Annotated in this window: 13 protein-coding genes; 4 read left to right on the top strand and 9 right to left on the bottom strand. The window is 61.4% G+C overall.

Features of this window, described 5'->3' with window-relative positions:
• Positions 1 to 321: 321 nt before the first annotated feature.
• Positions 322 to 3669 carry a TonB-dependent receptor gene (locus INF32_RS11565; protein ID WP_226388556.1) on the bottom strand — a complete coding sequence of 1116 codons (3348 nt, stop codon included), beginning with the start codon at positions 3667 to 3669 and terminating at the stop codon, positions 322 to 324.
• Between the two features lie 263 nt (positions 3670 to 3932).
• Between INF32_RS11565 and INF32_RS11560 the strand changes: the two genes are divergently transcribed.
• Positions 3933 to 5159 (top strand): nucleoside permease, encoded by a 1227-nt coding sequence (locus INF32_RS11560; protein ID WP_226388555.1) that lies wholly within the window; start codon positions 3933 to 3935, stop codon positions 5157 to 5159.
• 147 nt (positions 5160 to 5306) lie between these two features.
• On the opposite strand, the gene INF32_RS11555 is transcribed toward INF32_RS11560, so the two are convergent.
• Positions 5307 to 6002, bottom strand: a complete 696-nt coding sequence (locus tag INF32_RS11555; protein ID WP_226388554.1) for a LexA family transcriptional regulator — start codon at positions 6000 to 6002, stop codon at positions 5307 to 5309.
• Between the two features lie 203 nt (positions 6003 to 6205).
• On the opposite strand from INF32_RS11555, the gene INF32_RS11550 reads away from it, so the two are divergent.
• Complete coding sequence (locus INF32_RS11550) at positions 6206 to 6964, top strand: phage tail protein (protein ID WP_226388553.1); 759 nt, start codon at positions 6206 to 6208, stop codon at positions 6962 to 6964.
• Between the two features lie 33 nt (positions 6965 to 6997).
• On the opposite strand, the gene INF32_RS11545 is transcribed toward INF32_RS11550, so the two are convergent.
• Positions 6998 to 7846, bottom strand: coding sequence for a helix-turn-helix domain-containing protein (locus INF32_RS11545; RefSeq protein WP_226388552.1), 849 nt, complete (start codon positions 7844 to 7846; stop codon positions 6998 to 7000).
• Between the two features lie 144 nt (positions 7847 to 7990).
• Between INF32_RS11545 and INF32_RS11540 the strand changes: the two genes are divergently transcribed.
• Complete coding sequence (locus tag INF32_RS11540; RefSeq protein ID WP_226388551.1) at positions 7991 to 9163, top strand: multidrug effflux MFS transporter; 1173 nt, start codon at positions 7991 to 7993, stop codon at positions 9161 to 9163.
• Between the two features lie 167 nt (positions 9164 to 9330).
• Positions 9331 to 10413 carry an alpha/beta hydrolase family protein gene (locus INF32_RS11535; protein ID WP_226388550.1) on the top strand — a complete coding sequence of 361 codons (1083 nt, stop codon included), beginning with the start codon at positions 9331 to 9333 and terminating at the stop codon, positions 10411 to 10413.
• 116 nt (positions 10414 to 10529) lie between these two features.
• Here INF32_RS11535 and INF32_RS11530 read toward each other — a convergent pair whose 3' ends face one another.
• The 6 genes from INF32_RS11530 to INF32_RS11505 all read right to left on the bottom strand — a co-directional run bounded on the left by INF32_RS11530 (position 10530) and on the right by INF32_RS11505 (position 24875).
• Complete coding sequence (locus INF32_RS11530) at positions 10530 to 12782, bottom strand: beta-glucosidase (RefSeq protein ID WP_226388549.1); 2253 nt, start codon at positions 12780 to 12782, stop codon at positions 10530 to 10532.
• A 35-nt stretch (positions 12783 to 12817) separates the two neighbouring features.
• Positions 12818 to 16726, bottom strand: a complete 3909-nt coding sequence (locus tag INF32_RS11525; RefSeq protein WP_226388548.1) for a hybrid sensor histidine kinase/response regulator transcription factor — start codon at positions 16724 to 16726, stop codon at positions 12818 to 12820.
• 137 nt (positions 16727 to 16863) lie between these two features.
• Positions 16864 to 19488 (bottom strand): heparinase II/III domain-containing protein, encoded by a 2625-nt coding sequence (locus tag INF32_RS11520; protein ID WP_226388547.1) that lies wholly within the window; start codon positions 19486 to 19488, stop codon positions 16864 to 16866.
• Between the two features lie 40 nt (positions 19489 to 19528).
• Positions 19529 to 21544, bottom strand: coding sequence for a heparinase II/III domain-containing protein (locus INF32_RS11515; protein ID WP_226388546.1), 2016 nt, complete (start codon positions 21542 to 21544; stop codon positions 19529 to 19531).
• Between the two features lie 29 nt (positions 21545 to 21573).
• On the bottom strand, positions 21574 to 22749 hold the full coding sequence (locus INF32_RS11510; protein WP_226388545.1) for a glycoside hydrolase family 88/105 protein: 1176 nt from the start codon (positions 22747 to 22749) through the stop codon (positions 21574 to 21576).
• 203 nt (positions 22750 to 22952) lie between these two features.
• Positions 22953 to 24875, bottom strand: a complete 1923-nt coding sequence (locus tag INF32_RS11505) for a RagB/SusD family nutrient uptake outer membrane protein (RefSeq protein WP_226388544.1) — start codon at positions 24873 to 24875, stop codon at positions 22953 to 22955.
• Between the last annotated feature and the right edge of the window lie 22 nt (positions 24876 to 24897).

Genomic DNA, 24897 nt, shown 5'->3' with positions numbered 1-24897 from the left:
TTTGATAAAAAAACAGCCCGATTGCGGCAGGAAACCCCGGATTCGCGTCTATTTTCCACCGGGGATGCCCTGACCGACCCCTCCGGCCGGCAGCGGAGCCCCCCCCGTCAGCAAACCCGGACCGGCCGGAAAGAGAACGGAAATTCCGCGAAAATCGTACGCGCAAAGGACACCTGACCGCACTTTCCCGCGAAAACACCCCCGTTTCCGGATACGGCCAATCAGAAGAGGAACCGGAAACCGCCTCCGACGGAACGGAATCCGTCGGAGGCGGTTTCATCGGAATCACGCATACGAGCCCCCCTTTTACGGACGGTCGTTTCAGAAAATCAGCCGCACACCCAACTGGCAGCCCCACGTACTGCTCGTGGAGAGCTGGCCGTTCCAGCCGGCTTTCTTGCGGAAACTCTCCCGGTCGGAGGCATTGAGCGTGAAGGTCGGGGTCTTCGAAGCGTCCACGCCCCGGTAGGTAAGGGGCATGATGTTGTCGTAGTCGCGCAGGCCGTTGGCGTAATAGATGCCCCAGTCCGAACAGAGAAGGTTGCCCACGTTCAGAATGTCGGCGGTCAACTGCAGCGTGTAGCGCTTGCCGGTTCCGAAACGGGCGGCGATGTCCTGCACGATCTTCACGTCGAAGCGGTTGAGCCACGGAGCCAGCGCCCCGCCCCGCTCGGCGTACTGCCCTTTGCGTTTTTTCAGATACCCGTTGCCCTCCACATAGGCGAAGAAGTCGGCCGCCTGGTCCTGCGCCGAATAGGTCACCCGACCGTCCTTCACCACGTCCACGAAACGGATTTCGCTCGCGTCGCGCGGCACGTAGATCAGGTCGCAGGCCTGCCCGTCGCCGTTCAGGTCGTTCGAATAGATATAGGAGAGACGGGCCGTGTGCGAACCGGTGTAGTAGAGCGAAACGGTCGTGGAAAGGTGTTTCTTGGCGTACTGGATCGCATACGACACGTAACCGTTGACACGGTGGGGCACCGAGAACATGGAGTAGGAGAGCCCCGGATAGTTCAGGTTGTTGACCGCGACGTTCGACCGCCAGGCCGAATTGCCGTTCGAACCGGCATTGACGCCCACGTCCCTCGAATTGTTATAGGTATAGGAGACCATGCCCGAAAAGCCGTTCGAGAAGCTCTTGGTGAGCTGTACGGTGGCGAGGAACTGACGTCCCAGCCGCGTGTTCTCCATCACCGTCATCGAATTGACGGAGGGCTGCACCGTGCGCCGTGCCTGAGAAGGCGCATCCCCGCCGTCGATCCAGTTGCCGTTCCCCTGCCACCACACGGGGCGGTTGTCGGGCCCCGTGAAATGGCCGTAGGTCTGCGAAGAGAGGTTGGCGTTGCGCATCATCACGGCATTGATGTCTTTCGAGTAGATCGCCTCCACGGTGAGCACCGTGTTCCACGGCAGCTGGATGTCGGTAGCCACCGTCGTACGCCACACCTGCGGCAGTCTGAAATCGTCGGCCACCTTGCTCAGGCTCCCGCCCCTCCCGATCACGCCGCGCCGGTCGTTGGGCAGCAGGCTCGAGTATTTCGAAAGCTGCTTGCGGTAATCGGGCTCGAAACGCATGTCGTCGGGTACCGCCGCGCTGTTCCACGCCGTCTCGGCCGCCTGGATGTATCCGGCACCCTGCGGCTGGTTTGTGTACCACACGAAAGGCACGAACCCGGTGAAGACCCCCGTTCCGCCGCGCACCTGCCAGCTGCGGTCGCCCTTCACGTCCCAGTTGAAACCGATGCGGGGCGATACCATCAGACGGCTCTTCGGCCACGTACCCAGGTCGTACTTCTCGCCCCGGTCGAAAGCGAGGTCCCTCACGTATCCCACCCCTTCGATCTGCGTATCCTTGCCCAGCTCGTTGAAACAGAAAGGCATCTCGAACCGGAGACCCGCCGTCAGCTTGAACCTGGGATTGATCTGCCACTCGTCCTGCACGTAGGCGCTGGCCATGCCGAAGGTCAGCTCCGTGCCCCGGATGGCGTCCTCGCCGGCGAAAGGATAGGTCAGCGCGAAGGCGGCCGGTCTGGCGTCGTTCAGGAAATCGTCCACCGAATTGTAGCGGTAGTAGCTCAGGCCCTCGCGGATATAGGAGTTCAGGAAATACTGGCGTTCGAACGAAGCACCTGCCGTGAGGGTGTGGTCACCCAGCGCCACGGTCACGTTGTCGGTCACCGTGAAGGACTTGTTAGTCACCCCGTTGTTATAGGAGAACAGTTCGTAACCGAACGACATGTACTGCGTGCCGCCCTCCAGAATGTCCACGAAGGGAAACTCGGCGCTGGGGCTCGTCCGCACCGACTTGTTGTTCATCCACGTGACCAGCAGTTTGTTGGAAACCCGCGACGAGAACTGGCTGTTCCACTCTCCCGTGAGCGAGTGCACCCGGTTCAGGAAACCGTAGTTGGCATTGGAGAAGTTGAAGGCATTCACGCTGTACCGGCTGGCCGACGAACCCAGCCCCGTGGGCATCGAGCCGCTGGCCGTCTGGTCGGAGACGGAATTCACCATGTTGTAGCGTACCATCAGCTGGTTCCGGTCGTCGATGTTCCAGTCCAGACGCGCCATGATCCGATAGTCGTCCACGGCGAAGTTCGGGAAATCGGTGTACGAACCCGGATCGTAACCGTAGGTGGAGAGCAGGTGGTTTTTCACCCGCTCCAGATCGTAGGTCGAAGTGCGCGAAACGTAGCTGCCGGCATCGCCCTGTCCGGGACCGGCCGTGTTCTTCTGCGAAGGACGCCACCGGATGCCCTGCGTGGCCTCGCTGCCCACTTCGCCGTTCACGAAGAAGAAGAGTTTGTTACGCACGATGGGCCCTCCGGCACGCATGCCCACGGTCTTGTACATGGTGGTCTTGGCGCCCGGCACCACCTCGCCGCGCACGTTCTCGCCCGTGAAGGACCTGGGGCGGAAATAGGTGTAGACCGATCCCTGGTAATCGTTGTCGCCGCTCCGGGTCACGGCATTCACGCCGGCCCCCGTGAAACCGGACTGGCGCACGTCGAACGGGGAGACATTGACCGTCACCTCCTGGATGGCGTCCAGCGAGATGGGCTGCGAGTCGCCGCCCGGCATGTTGTTGGCCGTGCTCAGACCGAAACTGTTGTTGAAGGCGGCGCCGTCCACCGTGATATTGTTGTAGCGGCCGTCACGTCCAGCGAAGGAGTTGTCGTGGCCGGCTTGCGGCGAAAGCCGGGTGAAATCGTTGATGCTCCGCGTGATGGAGGGCAGGGTCGCCAACTGGCGGCTGTTGACGTTGGTGGCCGTTCCACTCCGGTCGGCGTTCATGATCGGATTTTTGCCCCACGAGACCTGTACGGCATCAATATTGGTCGTCTCTTCCGGAAGGGAGGGGCGCAGCACGTAATTGTCCCCCAGCGGGACCCGGATATCCTTCTCCGCGAAGGTCTTGTAGCCGAGCAGGCGGAACGTGACGGTGTAGGGACCGCCGGGACGGACATTCATGATGCGGAAATTTCCCTTGGCGTCGGTCACCGTACCGTACTCCGTACCCGAAGGGGTGTGCACGGCGATCACGGCCGCACCGACCAGGGGGGCACCCGCAGCGTCCGTTACTCTTCCGCTGAAACTGGACGTCGTCACCTGTGCCGAAGCCAGCGAAAACAACAGCACGGAAAACAACAAAGAGACGATTTTTTTCATAAATCAGAGTTTAGGGTTAGTTTTTCGTTTTCAGGGTCATCGGTCAGGCAAGACGAACGGCATGAAAGAGAGGGCATTGAAGAAGACCGCCCCGACTTCCGAAGCCGGCCGGAGAGCCGAAACCGCCATAAATATACTCAAATATACAGGATTATAAAACATTGCGCAAGATTTCGGCGGGATAAAATGCCGGGAGAGGCGATTTTCCGGAAATTTCCCTATATTTACCTCCCGCTTTGGAACAGAACCTAAAACCAACGGAAATGAACATAAAACACCGTCTGATAATCATGAATTTCCTCCAGTATTTCATCTGGGGTTCATGGCTTATCTCGCTGGGAGCCTACCTGGGGGGAACGCTCCGCTTCACCGGGCTCCAGATCGGGAGCTTTTTCGCCACGATGGGAATCGCCTCCCTCTTCATGCCGGCCGTGATGGGCATCATCGCCGACCGGTGGATTCCGGCCCAGAAGCTGCTGGGCATCTGCCACATCGTCGGAGCGGCCTTTCTGGTGGCGGCCGCTCCGCAGCACGAGTACGGTCCGCTCTACGGGCTGATCCTGTGCAGCGTCATGTTCTACATGCCCACCATCGCCCTCTCCAACTCCGTGGCCTACAATGCCCTGGAGATGAAGGGATACGACACGGTGAAGACCTTTCCCCCGATCCGCGTGTGGGGCACCGTGGGCTTCATCTGCGCCATGATCGCGGTCGACCTGCTGGGATTCGACTCCTCGGCCGGCCAGCTTTACGTGGCGGCGGCGGCGGCCCTCGTGCTGGGCGCCTACTCCTTCACGCTGCCGCCGTGCGCCGTCGACCGCACCCCGCGCAGGCAGTCGTGGGTGGACTCCCTCGGCCTGCGGGCCTTCGCCTTGTTCAAAGAGCGCAAGATGGCGATCTTCTTCATCTTCTCGATGATGCTGGGCATGTCGCTCCAGATCACCAACGCCTACGCCAACGACTATCTGACCAACTTCTTCGGGAACGATCCGCTCTACAAAGGCACGTTCGGCGTGGAGCACGCCAACATCCTCATCTCCCTGTCGCAGGCCTCGGAGACGCTCTGCATCCTGCTGATCCCCTTCTTCCTGCGCCGGTTCGGCATCAAGAACGTCATGCTCATCAGCATGCTGGCCTGGGTGCTCCGGTTCGGACTGCTCGGGGCCGGCAATCCGGGCGGCGGTGTCTGGATGCTGATCCTCTCGATGATCGTCTACGGAGTGGCCTTCGACTTTTTCAACATTTCGGGCTCCCTCTACGTGGAGAAGGAGACCGATCCCTCGATCCGTTCGAGCGCGCAGGGCGTCTTCATGATCATGACCAACGGTTTCGGCGCCTTCGTGGGCTCCTATGCGGCCGGCGCGGTGGTGGACAGCTTCGGCTGGCCCGACTCGTGGTTCGTCTTCGCGGGTTACTCGCTGCTGGTGGCCGTCGTCTTCCTGCTGGTCTTCCGCTACAAGCACACACCCGAAACCGCCGCGGCGAAATGACCTTCCGCGGGAGGGCCGACCCCCTGCGGAACGAACTGTTTCACCCCGTCCCAATGCGTTGGGACGGGGTGAAACAGTTGATGGGTCCCCTTCCGGCCGGACGGTGCGGCCGACCGGCGGACGGCCCGCACCGGAGCCGGGGGAACGTCAGCGCATCGTATTGTAACGGATGCTGGCCTTGACCAGCGCCATGGCCCGCACACGGCTCAGGGGAATGTCCTGCGGACTGTGGTGGGCATTGTAGCTCACCAGCCGGATATACCCCTCCTGTTCCGATTTCTGCACGTACTTGATGGCCACGTACTCCTCCCCGTCCACGTTGAAGGCGATCAGGTACATTTCCCCCCAGAAAATGCCGTACCGCATGTCGGTGATCTGCTTGTAGAGCACGATGTCGCCCGACTTGAGCAGCGGATACATCGAATCGCCCCGCACGTAGACCGCTCCGTCGCACAGCGGCAGGTCGGGAATCGAAATATAGTCGATCGGCGTCTTGGCGTGGGTGTCCAGGAAGAGCGACACGAGACCCGCCGTGGCCTCCAGGTCGTAGAGCGGCACCCGCTGCATCTCCATGCTGCGGTCGGTCTTCAGTTCGAAACGGTTCGAGACGACGTAGGGAGCTTCCTCCCCGGCGAGCATCCCTCCTCGACCGGTCAGCAGCCACTGGCAGTCGACGTCGAAATTTTCCGCGATGGCCCGAAGGACGTCGAACCGGGGCTGCGTCCCGGCGATGTAGTTGCGGATGTTGGCCTCGCTCGTCCCGATCATGCGGGCGAACTCCGAATTATTGCCGTGGCAGAACCGTTCCACCAGCTTTTCGATGCGTTTCGCTATGCTCTCCATAGACTCCGGGTTTTATACATTTTCGAAAATAATTTCGAAAACATTTGGATTTTGCGAAAAATCATTCGATATTTGTATCGACACACCGACAAAAATAGATATTTTTTTCGAAACAGCAACCACATCCTTCGAAAACAACGAAATTATTTACGACACCCATGTACACAGGGATTCATTCACCCAACGATATAATCCGATTTTTTATGGAAAAAGAGATGACAAAGACCCTTTTCTGCGAACGGACTCCGGGGCCGTGGCACGGGGAACGCGAACTGATCGAGCTGAGGGACGAAGCGGCCGGCCTGCTCGACAAATTCTTCGAACAATACGGCTCCTGCATCGTCCGGGGCTGCGAAGCCGTCGGTGACCGCATCACTCCGGGCGTCGTGGCGCTGGCGGGCATGGACGGAGACCGGCCCGTCTTCCGCCTGCTGCGTTTCGCCGGCGCCGAACACGTGGAGCGGTTTCCCGTCTATCTGGCCCTGCACAGGGAAGTGCTCGAAACCGAACCGGAAAGCGTCCGCCCCATCGCGTTCCGTTACGAAGTCCGTCTGCACGCCACGCATCCGGGCCTTCCCTGTCTGGTCGTGGACCGTGACGGCGGCCGGGAGTTCACCGATGCCGTGCAGGATGAAGAACACCGTTTCGTCACCGACGCGGAGCGGACGGCATGGAACCGCAGCGCCGCAGGAACGGCCGCCCTGCACGACCGGCTGAGGCAGGCCGTACCCGTGGGTACGATCCTGACATTCGCCTCCGAACGGCTCTCCGAAGGGTGGCTGCCCTGCGACGGGCGCCCTCTCGGCAAACAGGCATACGCAGCCCTCTACACGGCGATCGGCGACCGTTTCGGCTCGGACGCCGGAACATTCCGCCTTCCCGACCTGCGGAACGCTCCGGACCCGGCCGCCGGCCGCGGCGCAAAAGCGGCTCTGATCCACGCGATCCGGGTCGTGCCGTAGCATGAAAGAGTGACGAGGGACCGGCCCACACCGCTACCCTCTCCCCCCAGGGCGGAAGGCTTTCCGGAAACCGAGCGGCGTCATGCCTGTATTCTTCTTGAAATAGCGGCCGAAAAACGAGGCGTTGGGGAAACGGAGCCGTTCGGATATCTCCTCCACCGTCAGGTCGGTGGTCCGCAGCAGCCGTTTGGCGTCCTTGACGACGAAATCGCTGATCCATGCGTAGATCGCCCGTCCCGTCACCTCTTTCAGCACACGAGAGAGATACTTGGTGGAGAGGCACAGCTTCCCGGCATAGAAAGCGGGTTCCCGACAACTGCGGTGGAAAGCGTGGAGCAGACCGAAAAAGTCGTGGACGATCGCCTCCCGGTGGGAACAGGCGGACGCACTCCTCTGACCGGTGTAGATGTGTCCGACCTCCGCGAGGAAAGCGAACACCAGCGCCTTGACCACCTCGACGCGAGAGGGATGCTCCCGGTCGCGGTACTGCCGCAGGATCAGGGCATGATACTCCGCGAGCAGCTTCCGCTGCGGACGGGTCAGCGACAGAAGGGGACCGGCGGCGATCCTCTCCACCACGCAGGGTTTCAGCGTGAAGGGAAAATCGGTCAGGAAATCGAACGTGAAGGCGAGTCCCAACATGGTGAAGCCCTCGCCGGGGGAGAGCTCCGCCCCCTGGAAAGGCATCATGGCAGCCAGCGTCCCGCCCTCCAGCCCGTAGCGGACCCCGTCGATCGACAGGACGGCCGATCCCGTCAGGCAAAGCACCAGCTCCACCCCGTCCCACGAGGCATCGAAAGGCATACACCCCGGAAGATACTCCCCCGGAGGCACGATCCGGAAATGCTCTTCCGGGATTATGTCGCCGCATCCGCGCTCCATCGTCCATCGGTGTTGACCGCAGGCAAAATTACATTTTATTTTCGAATGCACAATCCGCGCCGAACGGGACGGAACCCGCACCGAACGGGACATGCCCGGGCCGGAGGAAATCCGCACCTTTGCAACACAAAAAAGAGGAAAAAGATGAAACGGAATTCAAAACTCTATCTGCTGCTGGTGACGGGCATGCTGTCGGCCTTCGGCCCCTTCGTCACCGACTTCTATCTTCCCGCACTGCCCCGGCTCAGCGAATACTTCGGCAGTTCGGCCTCCGTGGCCCAACTGAGCCTGACGGTCTGCCTCTTCGGTCTGGCCTTCGGACAGCTCATCGCGGGACCGTTGAGCGACCGGTACGGACGCCGGGCCCCGCTGCTCTGGTCGCTCGCGCTCTTCATCGCCGCCACTGCCGGCTGCATCGCCGCCCCTTCGGCCGGATGGTTCATCCTCTTCCGGCTGTTGCAGGGCGTGGCCGGAGCAGGCGGCGTGGTGATCTCCAAATCCGTAGCCACAGACCTCTATCGGGGCCGGGAGCTGGCTTCGTTCTTCTCCATGCTCGTCTGCGTACAGGGAATCGCCCCGATCGCGGCACCCGTGCTGGGCGGAGTCGTGCTCGGCCTGACCGACTGGCACGGCATCTTCCGGCTCCTGCTGGCGCTCGGGGTCCTCCTGCTGGCCGCCTCCCTGCGGCTGAGGGAGTCGCTGGCCCCGCAAAACCGGCAGACAGGCGGCGGATTCAACCCCTTCACCCGGTTCCTGCCCGCACTCCGCAACCGGAAATTCATGGGTTTCGTGCTGATCCAAACCTTCGCCATGGGCGTCATGTTCACCTACATCGCCGCCTCGCCCTTCATCTTCCAGGAACACTACGGACTCAGTCCGCTGGAATACGGTCTCTGTTTCGCCCTCAACGCACTGGGTATCATGGCTGGCGGCGTGGCCGTATCCCGTTTCGGGAACACGGCCCGCGCCCTGGGTGCGGGTGTCCGGGGATTCGCCGTCGCGGGAGTCGTAACGGCCGGAATCCTGGCGGCCCGGCTTCCGTTTCTCTGGACGGAGGCCGCCCTGCTCGTCCTGATGGTCTGCCTCGGCATCATCCTGCCCTCCTCCACGGCGCTGGCCATGGAACTGGAACGCGACAGCGCAGGCAATGCATCCGCCATTCTGGGGGCTTTCCAGTTCCTGTTCGGAGGCGCACTCTCGCCGCTGGCCGGCATGGGGAACATTTTCACCCCCACGGCCGCGATCGTCGGCCTCTGCTGCCTCTGCACGGCCGGCTGTTTCCTGCGATTGGGACGACACGGCGCCACCTCCGCCTGAAACCGGTCCGCCGCCCGGTTTCAGGATACGGACACATCTCCGGTACGAGCGCAAAGAGGGTGGGAGGAGGCGAAAAACGTTCCTTCCGAAGGGAAAAAACACTATCTTTGCCGTTACGACCGCCGGAACCCGTCCGGCGGCGGATGAAACCTAACGACCCTGACACCATGAAAAGACCATGCACCGTCCTGCTTCTGGCGCTCCTGACCGGCGTACTGACCGCCGCACAGGCCCAAAACGACGTGGACGTCCTCTTCGAGGACGGACAGTTCAAGGAAAACAGCGAATTCTTCCGTTCGAAGAAGGTGGACTTCTTCCGGATCGGATCGACCGTCTCGGACAGCGTCGAATTCGCCATCGTAGTCTACAAACCGGACAAGCCGTCGCCCGTGCTGCTCATGTCGCACGGATGGCACATGTCGGTGAAGCCGCCCAAGGCCGATTCGCCCAACCCCTCCCCCCGGTTCCTGACCGTGCAGGTGGACATGCGCGGACGGAAATACTCCACGGGCAGGCCCGACTGCAACGGATACGAACTCTACGACTTCTACGACGCCTATAAATACGTGACGGAGCACTACAAGAAGTATATCTCCGACCCGCAGCAGGTCTACTACATGGGCGGCAGCGGAGGAGGAGGCAACGGCTACGGACTGGTGGGCAAGTTTCCCGACCTGTTCTGCAGCGCCCAGATATCCTGCGGCATGAGCGACTATGCCGAATGGTACCGGCAGGACAGCGTGCTGAAGGAGTTCCGCGACGAGATGGACGTATGGATCGGCACCACGCCGGAACAGAATCCCGAAGCCTATGCCTCGCGCAGCGGCATCACCACTGTGTCCAACCTGCTCACACCCCTCTACATCGCCCACGGGGAGACCGACCCGCGGGTTCCGGTCGACCACTCCCGCAACTACGTGGAGAAAGCGCGGGCGCTGGGCAAACAGGTGACCTATCTGGAGCTGGCCGGCGTCGGCACGCGCGACCACTGGGGACGGATCACTCCCGAACAGCTCGCGCAGCGCAGGGCGCTGGAGCGGGAGGCACTGAAACCCCATCCGGTGCCGCAGCTCCCGCAGAAAGGTAAGCTGGTGGTCGGCGGTTACGTCGTGACCAAACACTTCTCCGTCTTCCTGGATTCGGTGGATTCCGTGGGCGAAGTGACCTACGATCTGAAAAAGCACAAGGCGAAGCTCACCCGGGGGAAAGGCCGGATCGTCTGGAAAGAGGCTTCGGAAGGGGTAAAATAAGACGGCGCCGGGGAGAAAAGGCACGGGCCTTCCCTCTCTCCGGAAGCGTATCCGCAAAGAGGGCTGTCCGCGATTTGCCGGACAGCCCTCTCCGTTTTCTTTCGGGCAGGAAGAACCTACTCCCTTTTCACGACGTCGCGGGCGAGTACGGCCGTCTGGCGGCAGCGGATATCCCGCGAGGAGGCCCCGATCCGGAATTCGTACTCGCCTGCGGAGGCGATCCACCGCATCAGGTCGCCGTCATAGGAGGCTAGTTCGAGCGGGGCGAGTTCGAAGACGAGACGCTCGCTCTCGCCCGGTTGCAGCAGACGGGTTTTCCCGAAGGCCCGGAGTTCCTGCTCCGGTTTGTCGAGGCTGCCTTCGGGCGCCTTCACGTAGAGCTGCACCGTCTCGCGGCCGGGCCTGCCGCCCGTGTTGCGCACCTCCACAGAGACGACGAACGATCCTTTCCGGCCCCGGTCCACCCGCATGCCGCCATAGGTGAAAGTCGTGTAGGAGAGACCGTAGCCGAACTCGTAGGAGGGAGCCACGTCGAACTTGTCGTAATGGCGGTACCCCACGTAGATGCCCTCCTCGTAATCGACACGGGTGGGCAGCGGAGCCGGAGTGCCGGGAAAATTACGGCTCGAAGGCACGTCCCCGTACCGCACGGGCAGGGTCATGGGCAGTTTGCCCGAAGGATTCACCCGGCCCGTGACGACGTCCGCCGTGACCTGGGCCCCCTTCTGACCGAGCAGCCAGCCCAGCACGATGGCGTCGGCCTGCTCCTTCCAGTCGGTCTCCACCACGCCGGCCACGTTCAGCACCACCACGAACGGTTTGCCCGCCGCACGGCAGGACTCCGACAGGTTGCGGATCAGCTCCCGTTCGACCGGCGTGACGCAAAGGTCGCCCTCGAGGGTACGGTCGGCGAACTCGCCCGAATTACGGCCCAGCACGAACAGGACGGCATCGTTCTCCGACACCTTCCGGTCGACGGTGCCCCGGTCGATGGCCAGCTCGGGGAAATTGCCCGCATCGCGGTATTTCTTTTTCGGGAACCGGGCCCGGTTGTTGGCGATCTGGAGGGCGAGGTAAGACCGGTAAAGAGGCTCCAGCTCGGTGTCCACCCTCAGGCCCGCTTCGGCCAGCGCCCGGTCGAGATTCATGATACCGCAGCTGTTCACGTCGCCGCTTCCGCCGCCACCCTTGATATAGTCGTAGGCATTCACGCCGAAGAGCATCACCCTGGTTTCGGACGCCAGAGGCAGGCATCCCCCCTCGTTGCGCAGCAGCACCACGGCCTCCTCGGCGGCCCGGCGCGAAACGGCGTGGTTAGCTTCGGTGTCGGGCCTGTTGCCGTACTCATACCCTCTGAAACGGGGCGTTTTCAGAATGTACTCCAGCACGTAACGGACATTGCGGTCGAGCTCCTCTTCGGTCAGTTCGCCCGATTGCACCGCCTCGACGACCCGCTGCGATTCGGGACGGTGTCCCGGCATCGAGAGGCTGTTGCAGGCCCTGAGCTGCCCGATCAGATCGGCCTTCGAGTTCCAGTCGGTCATCACCAGTCCGTCGAAGCCCATCACGCCGCGCAGTTCGCCGACGAGGAGGTCGGGACGCTCGGCCACCCACCGGCCGTTGATCTTGTTGTAGGACGACATCACGGCCCACGGCTTTCCCTCGCGCACGGCGATGGAGAACCCGCGCAGGTAGATCTCCTTCATCGTACGGAGGTCGATAATCTCGTCGATGTACTTGCGGTTGGTCTCCTGGTTGTTGGCCACGTAATGCTTGAGGGTGGCCCCCACGCCCTGCGACTGCACGCCCCGCACATAGGCCGCGGCCAGCCTGCCGGAGAGGAGAGGGTCCTCGGAGTAGTACTCGTAGTTGCGGCCGCAGAGCGGATTGCGATGGATGTTCAGGGCCGGGGCGAGCAAGATGTCGCAGCCGTGTTCGAGCAGTTCGTTGCCGATGGCGGCGCCGACCCGCTCCACAAGGGCCGGATTCCACGTGGCGGCCAGTGCCGTAGCCACGGGAAACGAGGTACAGAACTCCTTCGGGTCGCCAGGCGGAAGGGGCTGTTTGATACGCAGCCCGGCCGGACCGTCGGCCAGCACCGTGGCCGGTATGCCGAGCCGGGGGATGGGACAGGTCGCACCGGCCGTACCGGGCACCACCTTGCGGGAATAGCCCACGATGTCGCCCCGGTCGCCCTCGTCGTTGTCGCCCACGACCAGCAGAGCCTTTTCCTCGAGGGTCATGGCGGCGATCACCTTGCCGAGGGGGTCTTCGCCCAACCGGGGCGTCTTTTCCCGGCCCCGTGCGGGACCGGCCAGCACCGCGGCGCCCGCCAGCAGGACGGCCAGAACGGAACAATTGATTTTCATAACATTCAGGGTATTTTTCAGGGTTTTACAATCAATCACGGGCGGATCAGTTCATTGGGACTGTATCCGAAAAACCGCTTATAGACTTTGCTGAAATAGTTGGGTTGGGAAAATCCGGTCATGTAGGCGACTTCGCTCACGTTGTAGACCCCCGTGCGCAACAACTCTTCGGCTTTCCGCAGACGGATCTCCTTGATATGGTCGACGGGCGTGCGGCCGGTGAGGTTCTTCAGACGGCGGTAGAGCACCGGATAGCTGACGCCCAGCTGGGCACAGATGTTGTCCACCATGAACTCCGTGTCGGAGAGATGCTCGAGCACCACCTCGCCGATCCGGGCGAGAAACTCCCGGTCGCTTTCGCTGCCTCCCGGCGTCTCCTGCTGTTTCCCCTTGAGGATACGTTCCCGGATCATTTCGCGGGTATCGAGCAGGTTGCTCAACCGGGAGAGGAGCACCATCATGTCGAACGGCTTCTCGATGTAGGAATCGGCCCCGGCATTGAACCCCTCCACCTTGTGGTCGTCCGAAGAGAGGGCCGTGAGGATGACGACCGGGATGTGGCACAGTTCGGGATCGCCCTTGACGGCCCGGCACAGTTCGGCCCCGTTCATCTCCGGCATCATGAAGTCGGTGACGATGATATCGGGGAAGCCGCTGCGGGCCGCTTCCAGCGCCTGGCGGCCGTCCGTGGCCGTCAGAACGGTATAACAGGACTCCAGGTTGCCGCGGATATAATCCAGCAGCTCCACGTTGTCCTCCGCGACCAGCACCTTGAACCGCCTGCCCGGTGCGACGGCACCGGACACCTCCCGGGACGCCGTGTCCGGACCGTATTCGGTCAGCGTCACCTGCCTGCCTCTGAAATGTTCGCGGCCCAGCGGCAGAGTGACGGTAAAGGTCGTTCCCCGGCCTGCCTTGCTGACGAACGAAATGTCTCCGCCGTGCATCGCAATGAGTTCCTTAGCCAGCAACAGCCCCACCCCGCTGCCCGATTCATGGCTGTTCACGGCATTGTCGGCCCGGAAATAGCGCCGGAAAATGTTGTGTTTCTGCTTGTCGGGAATACCGATGCCCGTATCCCACACCTCGAGCCGGTAACGGTGGCCCGCCACTCGCCCACGGATACCCACACGGCCTCCCTCGGGCGTATATTTCACGGCATTGCCGAGGATATTGAAGACGATCTTCTCGAATTTGTCCATGTCGAACCACAGCCAGGTCACCTCTTCAGGAAAATCGACCACCAGTTCGAGCCCTTTCCGGCGGATCGCCGGTTCGAAAGCCCGGGCGATCGACAAGACGGTGGGTTCGATACGGTACTTGGCCACCTGCATCCGCCGGGAACCCGCGCTTACCTTCTCGAAATTGAGCAGCTGATTGATCAGATGCTGCAACCGCTCCGAATTCCGGATGGCGATATCCAGTTCGTCCGCGGCTTTCCGGTCGAGGGCCTGATGCCCGCGAAGATTGACCAGCGGCGAGAGGATCAGCGACAAAGGGGTTTTGATATCGTGGGCGACACCGACGAAGAAATCGATCTTGTCTTTGGCCTGATGCTCGCGCAGGCGGCTGCGCAGGTCCTCGACCACCAGCCAGACGATGGCCAGCAGCACGGCGGCATAGATCAGATAGGCCCAGAACGTCTGCCACAACGGGGGCCGGATCACGACTCCCATCTGCCGTTCGGCGAAAACATCGCCCGCAGCATCGGTCGTACTCCGCACCCGGAACACATACCGGCCCGGATTGACATTGGTATAGGAGGCCGATGCAGCGGCCGAAAGAGGACTCCATTCCGCGTCGAATCCCTCCAGAATCCACTGATACCGATTCTGGGCGGGATTGTCGAGGTTGACCGCCGAGAAATCGAGCGTGAAGGAGTTCTGGTCGTGCCGCAGCGTCAACTCCCGGGTCAGGTCGAGGGCGCCGGCGAGCGGGGAGCCCTCCGCTCCAGGAACGACCGTATGGTTGAACAGTTTCAGCGCCCGGAACACGATCTCGTGGCGCCGGCGCACATGCCGTATCTCGCCGGGAGCGAACATCACGGCCCCCTTCGGACCTCCGAAAATCAGACGTCCGTCGCGCAGGGCGCAATAGGCGCAGTACATGAACTCCTGAAAGGGCATCCCGTCGTCTTCGGAGTAATTGGTGAACGATTCCGTCACGGGATCGAAACAGGATATCCCCCCCAGCCCGCTCATCCATATATTCCCGTCCTGTCCCCGCAGCACGGCATAGACCACGTTCGAGGAGAGGCCCTCCCGCGTAGTGAAGGACGAAAGCTCCCCCCGCTGCACGTCGAGATACTGAAGTCCGTTTCCTTCGGTAGCCATCCACAGGTTGCGCGAAGCGTCCTCGGCCACCGAATAGACCATCATCCGTTCGGCCCGCAAGGCGCTGTCCTGCACGGCCTCCCGGATACGGCCCGTATATTTGTTGACATACTGCACGCCCCGCGACCCGGAGACGATGATCTCCCCGGAACGGCTTTGGGTGATGCACCGCACCACATTACTGACGTCGTAGTTCTCGAACGCCTTCCGCCGGAAATCGAAACGGGAAAGCACGCCGTTCTCCCCCGAAAGCCAGATGTCCCCGTCCGAATCGCGGTACATGGCGAAAATATCGTCCGAACTGAGACCGCTGTTAGCCCGGTTCCACTGCCGTTTCAGCCGCAGCTGCCTGTCGTAGACCTCCACTCCGCCCGCAAAGGTCGAAATCCACACATTCCCGTCGGGGTCCTCAGCGAAGGCGAGCACCGTGTTGAAATGCAATTTGGGATTGAACTCGCGGGTGATATGACGCCACCCCCGGCCCTCCGGGTCCCGGATACTGACGCCCCGCTTCGTACCGATCCAGACACTTCCGTCCGACGCCTCGAAGATGGCCCGCATATTATTGTCCATCAGCGTGGATTCCTCGCCGGGAAGACGTCCGATCCGGACGAAGGGCTGCCGGTTGGGATCGTAATAGTTGACCCCGCCGCCGAAAGTGGCTACCCAGAGACGGCCGTCGGCATCGGCGAACAGATCGTAAACCCCCTCGTTGGTGAGCGACCCGGGTCGGTCGGGATCGGACAGAACGATATCCCGCAAGCCGAACCCCGCATCGCAACGGACCAGCCCCAGTCCGTCGGCCGCCAGAAGATACCCGTCGTCGAACGGAATGATATCGCGCACGGGATTGTAACTGATCTGGCTGTTCCACGAAGGGACCACCACACGATCCCCTCCGACGGCGACACAGACCCGGTTGCGTGCAGCCGCCCAGACCTCTCCGTCGGAACCGCCCCGCAACAGCCGCACTTCGGACCCGGCGAGCTCCCTCTCCAGAGCGGCGAACCGCTGCGGTACCGCACACACCTCCTCCGACCGCCGGTCGAAAAAGACCACGCCCTGCGGGGTGGCCAGAAGACAGAGATCGGAACCCACCGGCAGGCAGGAGTTGACCGCCGTGGCGGTATAGACATGGAAACTCTCTCCGGAAGGAATGTCGTAACGGTAAAGGCCTCCGGTGGCAGATACGTAGAGCGACGCGGAATCCGCGACGGATATCTCCCGTATCTCCGAATAGCGGTCGCGCGTATTGACCAGCGTAAAAACCACGTCGAAATCATCCCGCACAGGATCGTAGCGCAGCATGTGGGACCGGGTGGTGGCCCACAGGCGTCCGCCGGCGTCGAAACGGACCGACAGGAAACGGTTGTCGAGAATCTTTCCGTGCGAAATGTCGGCAATGTTATAGTTGCGGAAACCGGAACCGTCGTAACACTGGAGTCCCCAGTTGGAAGCGAACCACATCTGCCCCCGGTCGTCCTGTGCGATGCCGCGCACCACCATGTTGCTCAGGCCGTCTTCGAGCGTAATCGCCTTGAACTCCTGTGCGGCGAGGGGCAGGAGCGGGCAGAGCAGCGAAAACAGGGAAAGGAGTACTCGTCTCTTCATAGGGTGCAGGAACGCGGGCAGTCGCCCTCTACAAAAATAGTAATTATTCATGACAAACCCGTACCGGAAAAGGGGCGCCGCCCTGCCCGGCACGGGAAACGGAAACGGAACTCCGGGCACAACCGGCCGGAAACAGTTTATTCCCAGACGATCTGATAGAAGCCCGAAGCACCGCGGGAATTGACCGGCAGGGTGAAAGTGACGCATCCCGAAACCTCGTCCCAGGTAAAATCGACCGGCCGGCGGCGCAGCCTCGCCTCGATGTCGGCATGGAACGGATCGGTCCGGGCAAGGCCCGAACGCACGAGCGCGGCATCCCACCGAGGGTCGTCCAGTTGCGGAACACGGCTGTCGGAGTCGAGCGCCACCATGCGGTGGGGGCGTCTCCCGACCCAAAGGGTCACCTCCATCAGCAGGGGAAGGAAAGGCTCCTGGCCCTCTACCTTCATCGGCGGAGCGACCATCATCCGCTGCTCGAGCGGACTGGCATGGAACGTCAGCGAAGCCCGCCGGGCTTCCAGGCAAACGGCCGCATGGAATCGAGGGTCGTACAAAGGCTCCCACTGCCGTTCGGTCTGCCGGGCCGCGACCAGCGTATGTCCCTGCCAGGCCAATCGGGTACCCTCGCCCAGCACGAAGTCGGCAGGTCTCCCGCCGAGTGTCCGCACCACGGCGAAATCGCCCGAATGGGTCACCGAACCGCCCCGGCTCCGGGACGGAACCACGGCGATCCGTTCATCACCCCGCACGAGCAGGCGGCCCGAGGAGCCCTCCTTTTCGATCTTGTAAGGATTCCCGTTCCGACTGGGGATCAACACATTGAGATAATCGGCTCCGGCCGCGCGGCGGGACTGTACCATCAGGGTGGTGAACCCCCAGTGGGCATCGGGCCCCCCGTCCCAGCCCCGGTCGGTCTTCAGATCGCCGTCCAGCGCCATATAGTAAGGAGGAGCCGAAGGATCGCCCCGGCGGATCAGCCGTACGGAACGGCTGTCCGTCCCCACGGGGAGAATGTCGAGCCGGGCCGTGCTGTCGCCGAAGGAGAAACACTCTCCGCCGCGGGCGACCGGATCGCCCACCGGCCAGAAATAGAGTTCGTAGGGCTGCACCCGGTCGCTGCGCAGACGGTCGGAAACCACCGTCAGGGAATTGTCGCGCCACCAGACGATACTCCGCCGATGCCGCACATGGCCGTAGGTGTTCGCTTCGGCCGAAACCACTCCCATGCCGCCCACATCTCCGAAGGCGTCGAGGCTGTAATCCTGACGGCCGATGCTGCGCTGTTCCCGTTCGTAGCGGAACTCACCGCCGTGCCGGCGGCAATGCTCTTCCATGCGGCCATCCTGCCGGTCGTACCCCCAGGGATTGCCCAGCCCCACCGTATTGTGGGAGACGGTGGCCCGCCAGAATCCCCCGTAGGTGGCGGAATTCTCGTACCTGCCCCGGTAGCCGGGATCGACCAGCATCGGGACACCGTCCCAATGCAACTCCATGCTCAGCGCGTCGGCATGGGCATGGCCCGAGAGCACCAGCTGACGATCCGTCTCGCGCCGGCCGCAGTAGGTGGGCCCGTATTTGAACATCAGGAAATTGTCATCCGGCTTCCAGCCCGAACGGAACAGGGCATATCCGCTCCATACGAAATTGGCGCTGAGATTGTCCGGAGCCTCTGCCGGAGCCGTACAGTCGTATTCGAGCAGATCGTAGGCGGAAAGCAGCCGCCCGCCCGTGGTCTGCGAGAGAATGTAGCGCGAAGCCCACGTAAAACGGGGTTCGCCGAAAAGCGAACCGGCCCGCTCCAGCAAATCGGCCCCCACAGGAGCCCGGTGGGCATCGCCGACAGCCGCCTTCCGCCCGTCGGGCGCGATGAGCTGCATCCGCCACCAGAGCATCCTTCGGAGCTGGGCCATAAGCGAAGGATTCTCTTTGAAATAATCCTTGTACCCCAGATTCCGGGAAGCCGCCAGATAGTAGAGCATGCCGTCCATCGTGGGGTGCAGGTAGTGGACCGACCCCTCGCCGTAGGCCCCGTCGATGAAGTTCTCGGTGAACAGCAGGCCGGGAATCTTCTCCTGTGCCAGAGCCAGCCAGCGGGGCGCATCCTCCATCTCGGGATAGTACATGGCCACGGTGGCCAGCATCAGGTAGGGGTAGAATTTGATGTTGAAACAGTAGCTCTGTCCCTGATAAACCCCGGTCAGGTCGTTTTCCATGGTCCATGCCTCCAGGAAACGGGCGCTGCGCTCCACGCAGCTGCGGACCGCCTGCTTCTCTTCCGGAGCGAAAACGCCCGTGGCGGCCATCAGATCGTAGGCCCGCAGGAAACGGCAGAGCCTTTCCCCCTCGTGGATACCCAGCTGGCGCCAGGAACCGTGCACGTCGGCGATACCGGCTTCGACCAGCAGCTTCTCGCGGATCATCTCCGCCAATTCGTCCGTGGGCTGGATGGCATAGGCCGCCGCGTCGGAGAGGTAATCGGGCTGCCGGGTATCGGCACGGGCATGGTCGAACAGGTCCTGCATGCTGCGGCGCTCCCCGCGGGGCAGCCGTTTATACCAGTTGCGAAGGCTGCGGGCCGCGTCGGACTCCATCTTTTCGTAGGTGGTGCGCAATTCGGGCGCCGAAGCCTGGGCCCGGGCCCGTTCGACGTCGCGCTCCGTCAGATAGAGCCGGGGTTTGACATCGCCGTACGTACGTTCTTCCGCCCGGAGGCCCGGCATGGTCAGCGACAGGACCGAAATCAGAATAAAGGTTCTCTTCATAGGGCATTTTTTCATATCCAACGCTCATTCCGCCGGATTGTTATTCGGAGGCAGGCCCGACATAATCCAGCGTGATCTGCCGGCCGCCCTTGTCCAGCTCTACGCCCCGGTCGGTGAACCGCACCACGTCCCGCCGGCCGGCCACCGCTATCTCGAGTGTCGTCCCCCCGTCCGCAGAGGCGACCGTCAGCGCCCCGGCCCCTTCCCGGCGGGGATGGAGCACCGTCACGAAATCCTCGCCCGGTGTCCCGGGAATCTCCAGGTAGGTCTGGTACATAAAATCGAAGTAGTCGCGCATGTTGGCCGGATCGGGGCCGGGTTTGACCTCCGTCCAGGCGCCGATCCGCCCCTGCCCCGTCTTCCGGGGAAGATCGCGGTCGGGCGTCACCACATGCAGATCGACCGAAGGTCCCCACCGGGTTTTACAGCTGACCGACCGGGCCGACCACTCCAGGTCGGTGGCCGGAGTGCGGAACATCCACGAGGCCTCCTTTTCCGCGTCGATCTCGTCCCGGATCACGAAATAGTCCGGCTTCACGAACAGGACATGGCGGACGTTCTTCGCGGTTCCGGAAGGCACGGAAGCGTCCGTCACCGAATAGTCGGCCTCCGACGTGGAATTCCAGCAGAGAATCCGGCCGTCCTTCCACTCGTAACTGTCATACTTATAGGGATCGGTCTCGCCCTCCTCATGGAAAACGACCATGTTGTGGGCACAGCTTCTCTTGTTCCACGCCTTGTTGTTGGGATCGTCGTAATCGCCGATTCCGCTGTCGAGCGCCAGCGGATAACCGAACCCATAGAGCGAAAAGGAGTTGCAGTCGCCGTTCTCGTGACCCGACATCGATGCCTTGCCGCATTTCAGCAGAAACCATATCTCACCGTCAGTACCGTAGCCGTCCCGCATCAGCAGGTGGCCCTTCTCCGGATTGATATCGCTGGCAAGTCCTTTTTCGGGTCCGCGGCCCGTCAGGTCGGGATCGACCAGCAGGCCGACCACCGGGTCCTCCGGATAGGGTCTTCCGGCCCGCTCCCACTGCCACACCAGCAGCCGGGCCAGATCGGGGTCCTCCTCCATGTAGTGCTGGGCGAAAATATTCAGTTCGTCCATCTCGGCCACATCCCACGTGCTGTCGGCCAGTCCCGGTACCAGCGAAATGCCGTCCGCCACTCCCGCCGTCTTGCCGCTCACCAGGTCGAGCGGCGTGGAGAACCGGACGAACCAGCGCGCCATCTCCCGGAAGGCGGGCATCTCCCGGAAAAGGTCGATCCCGCGACGGTTTTTAAACACCTGCATGAACTGACCGCACAGACGCAGCATATAGGCATGATAGCGGGGACACTCGTGCCAGGCTCCGGCCCAGCAGCCGGTTTCGATCTGCCATTTCAGTTCCCGCAGGGCGAAGTCCACCCAATCGCCGGCCTGCGGCAATTCGGGGAACGCCACGCCCACGATCCCCGCCGCAAGCACCACATCGGTCCAGATATTCTGGTGATGGAAACCCTCGTGACCCGCCGGCGGCAGGATGGGGTTCTTCGGATCGGTACCGATGGCCAGCTCGACCGCCTCGACCAGTTTGTTGCGGAATTCGAGACGCTGTGCGTCGGTCAGGTAACCGAACGAAACCACGATGTCGTAAAGATGCAGGCAGCGCCAGACACCGCGCAGGGATACCCCGTCGGGTTCGGCCCGGCGAAGCGCCCCGGGCGTCCAGCGTTCGGCGTAATTCTTCCAGTAGGCGACGAACTCCTCGGTGGCCGCCCGGCGGTCCGTTTCGCTCTGCGAAAACCACGCACGCACGATCTTGTTCTTTTTCGTCTCGTTGCGGCGGCCGTCCAGATCATTCTCGGGGATCTTGTCGTATCGCGCCTTGAGCAGGGCGAAATCCTCCTTTTTAACGATCAGGCAGGGATACGACGAGGCGGGTTCGACCGTGGAGGGAAGGGTCGTCGGAGGAGGCGCGGGATTGCCGCCCCCCCTTTCCGGGTCCTTCCCGCAAGCAGTAAAGGTCAGCAGACACAGCACAAGGCCGGCCAAGTATCGGATCGTTTTCATGATTCAGTCGGTTGATCGGTTGTGGCGGACTATCTCAGCCCGCAGAATTTTTCGTATTCGAGGCCGAACATGACATAGGCACCGATCGCATAGTTCACGCCCTGCCCCACCTTGCGTTTGAAATAATACTCCTTGTCGCCGATGCAGGTTCCCAGGCACACACGGTCGGGAGCCAGGTAAGCTCCCCCTTCGCGGACCATGGCATGACGGCGCAGCCCTTCGTAGATGCGGTCCACGACCGGTTTGTAGGTCTTCTTTTTCAGCACGCCGTATTTCATGCCGAGCACCATGCCGTACCCGAACATCGCCGTACAGGAGCTCTCGAGGAAATTGCCCTCTTCGCCGGCCCGCAGGGGAAGCTGATACCACATACCCGTCTCCCCGTCCTGCAACGAAGGCAGGACGGCGACCATCCTTTTGAGTTCGCCGGCCATCTCCTTCCAGTGGCGGCTGTTCCGGGGCACGGTATTCAGTCCGTCGGCCAGGGCCATCACGATCCACCCGTTGCCGCGGCCCCAGACTTCATGGCTGCGGCGGGTCGTCCGGTCGGGCCAGCCCGGCTGGCTGCAACGGTCGTCGTAATCCTCGTCGTCGGCATCCCAACCGTGCACCCACAGACCGGTCTTCGGATCGGACAGCTTCTGCTGATGGGCGTAATACTGCTCCATGAAAGCCTCTATGTACCGTTCATCCCCGGTCTGACGGTAAAGCTCGAAGAAAAACATACCGAGCATGTAGATCGTGTCATCCCAGAATTCGACCGTTTCGGCCCGGTGCGACACGCCTCCGTTCGATGCCCGGGGAGCGAGCAGGTAATCCGTATAGATCGCCTTCGTCTTCTCCTTATACACGGGGTCCTTCAGGACACCCGCCAGAAAAGCCATGCCGTGGGCCGAAGCCACGGCATTCGGATGCTTGCCGTTGGCCACCGGAAGCGTACGGTCCATGGCCGTCCTGACATAATCGAGATAGGGTTTCCGCCGGTCGGGGGCCGCTTCCCGATAAAGGTGAACCACAGAGTTGAGCAGGGTGGCCTGTCCCCAGTCCCATTTGTATTCGTCGGCAGGCAGAAATCTCTCCATGCCGTACCTCGCCACCGAATCCACCCACGAGCGGGGCTCGATCTGCGCCTGTGCGCAAAGTCCCGCACCCAGTGCGGCAAGGGTCGCAACCCCTGTTCTGAATCTGTTTCGAAAAATTTTCATATACGTTTTCAATTAATATTTCCATCGCCTTCGACGACGGCCCTCCCGCGTGCCTCTGCCGCATCTCTCCGACACGACCGTCCATCCGTCACACCCGCATCCCGGTACGGTTCCGCCTCCGTCCGAGCGGTCCGGGCCATCCTCTTTTCCAAGGACGGCAGGAGACCCTCTCCTCCTGCCGTCCTTATCATTCCGTTTTCCGGTCAATATCCGGGATTCTGGGCCACTTCCTCCTTATTGGACAGCAACGACCACCATGCGTAGGGTATAGGCCTCAGTGTATGGTACTCTTCGATATACGGCTTGCCGATAGGAGTCCAGTCGCTACCCGCATACAGATTATATTTCTTGACACGCTCGACCAATTTGCCGGTACGTTTCAGTTCCACCCATCTCAGTTCCTCTCCCGCAAGCTCCCGGGTCCGCTCATCGAGGATGAAATCAATCGAAACATCCTCCGGCAGAATATCCATAGGGGAGGAAGAGGTGACCGGCACATCGTTCGCCCTCCTCCGGACGGCGTTGATCCGCTCCGCAGCCGTGTTGGCATCTCCGGCCTGCAAATACGCCTCGGCGGCAATCAGATACACCTCGCCCAGGCGGAACAGGTACAAATCCCGGACGCCCTGATAGTCGTCGTTGCCTCCCGGCTCCCAGAACTTGAACATAGTGGGACGGTACGAATCCCACCCCTGGGAATTCAGCCAGTGTTCCCGCGGGACGACCACATAATTGACCGTCTCGTAAAAAGCGTGCTGCGCACCGTCTACCGTCACCGTCCGCAGAAAATCCCGCTCGTCCGGCCGGGGAATGTAGATACAGGTATCCCGCCCCTGTTCGATCCAGTAGTTGGTATTCAGTTCCTTCTGGGAAGGACTGTACTCCATTTTCTCGCTGCCCGTACCGGGACTCACCGTGATCTTCATGTTTCTCATATAGTCGGTCCCTATGTGCTTTTTGTTGGATGCGGACTGTTCGGTCATCCACAACCGGATGAACGACGCATTGAAACGTTTGTCCTGGAAATAGGAATACCGGGAAGGCGGGGGAGCGATCGCGTCGCGTCCCGCAGGCACGACATAGGAAGCATACCGCGCCGCGGTGGTATCCACTCCGAAACAGTCCAGGAGATAGAAAGTTTCAGCGAATCCGACCAACCCGCGATTGTAGTAAGTGGACCGATACTGCCCCACGGCATCGCTGTAACCGATTCCGAATTTAGAATGAAAATTGTTCCCGTAATTATCGCCTACGGCGTCCATGATCGGATCACCACTATATTGAACGGCAAAAATAATCTCTTTGTTCTTCTCATTGGACGGAACGAAAAGATCCCGATAATGGGGAAGCAGCGTATACTGCCCCGAATTTATCACCGAATCGGCATACCGGGCCGCCACCCGGAAATCTTCCGCCCCCTTCCCGAACGATTTGTATCCCCGGGTCAGGAACAGTTTGGCCGCCAGGGTCTGAGCGACGCCCTTGGTGACGCGCCCCACCTCCGTCACCTTGTAATCGGGAAATGAGGCGGCCGCAGACACGATATCGTTGCACAGCTGGTTGTAAATCGTCTCTTCGGAGACCCTCTCCCCGGTAGTGATGATCTCGTCGGTCGACACCAAAGGGAAAGGAACGGCGCCGAACTGCTCCACCAGATAATAGTAGTACAGGCATCTCAAGGTTCTGGCTTCGGCCATCCTCTTTTTCAGCACGTCTTTATCCACCTGGGCGACCGGCTCCAGGGCAAGCGTCCTGTTGCAACGGTCGACACCGACATAGATTTTTTCCCAAAACGAATTGAACGTTCCGGTCTCCTCATTCAGCGACGAGGGGCAATAGGCATTATAGGAAGTGATCGAGGGGACTTTCCCGTTAATGATCTGGGGATAGCTGTTTTCGGAAAACTGATCCGTACCCATCAGCCAGATCGTACGGTCGTAGTGGATGTTCCGTAACTGGGCGTAACATGCATTGAGCGCACCGTCCAGACCCTCTTCGGTGGGGAAATAGGTATCCGCCGTACCGATATGGGCCGGATTTTCATCCAGGAAATCACTGCAAGAGGCCAAAAGCAGGCCCGTGAAGCCTATCCCGGCCCAAAAACATTTCATCTTATTCGTTTTCATCGTGGTATCCAGTTTTAGGTTC

This window comes from Gallalistipes aquisgranensis, from assembly GCF_014982715.1.
Classification (GTDB): domain Bacteria; phylum Bacteroidota; class Bacteroidia; order Bacteroidales; family Rikenellaceae; genus Gallalistipes; species Gallalistipes aquisgranensis.
Note: the sequence above shows the minus strand (reverse complement) of the source record. Positions and strands in the feature narration are given on the sequence as shown.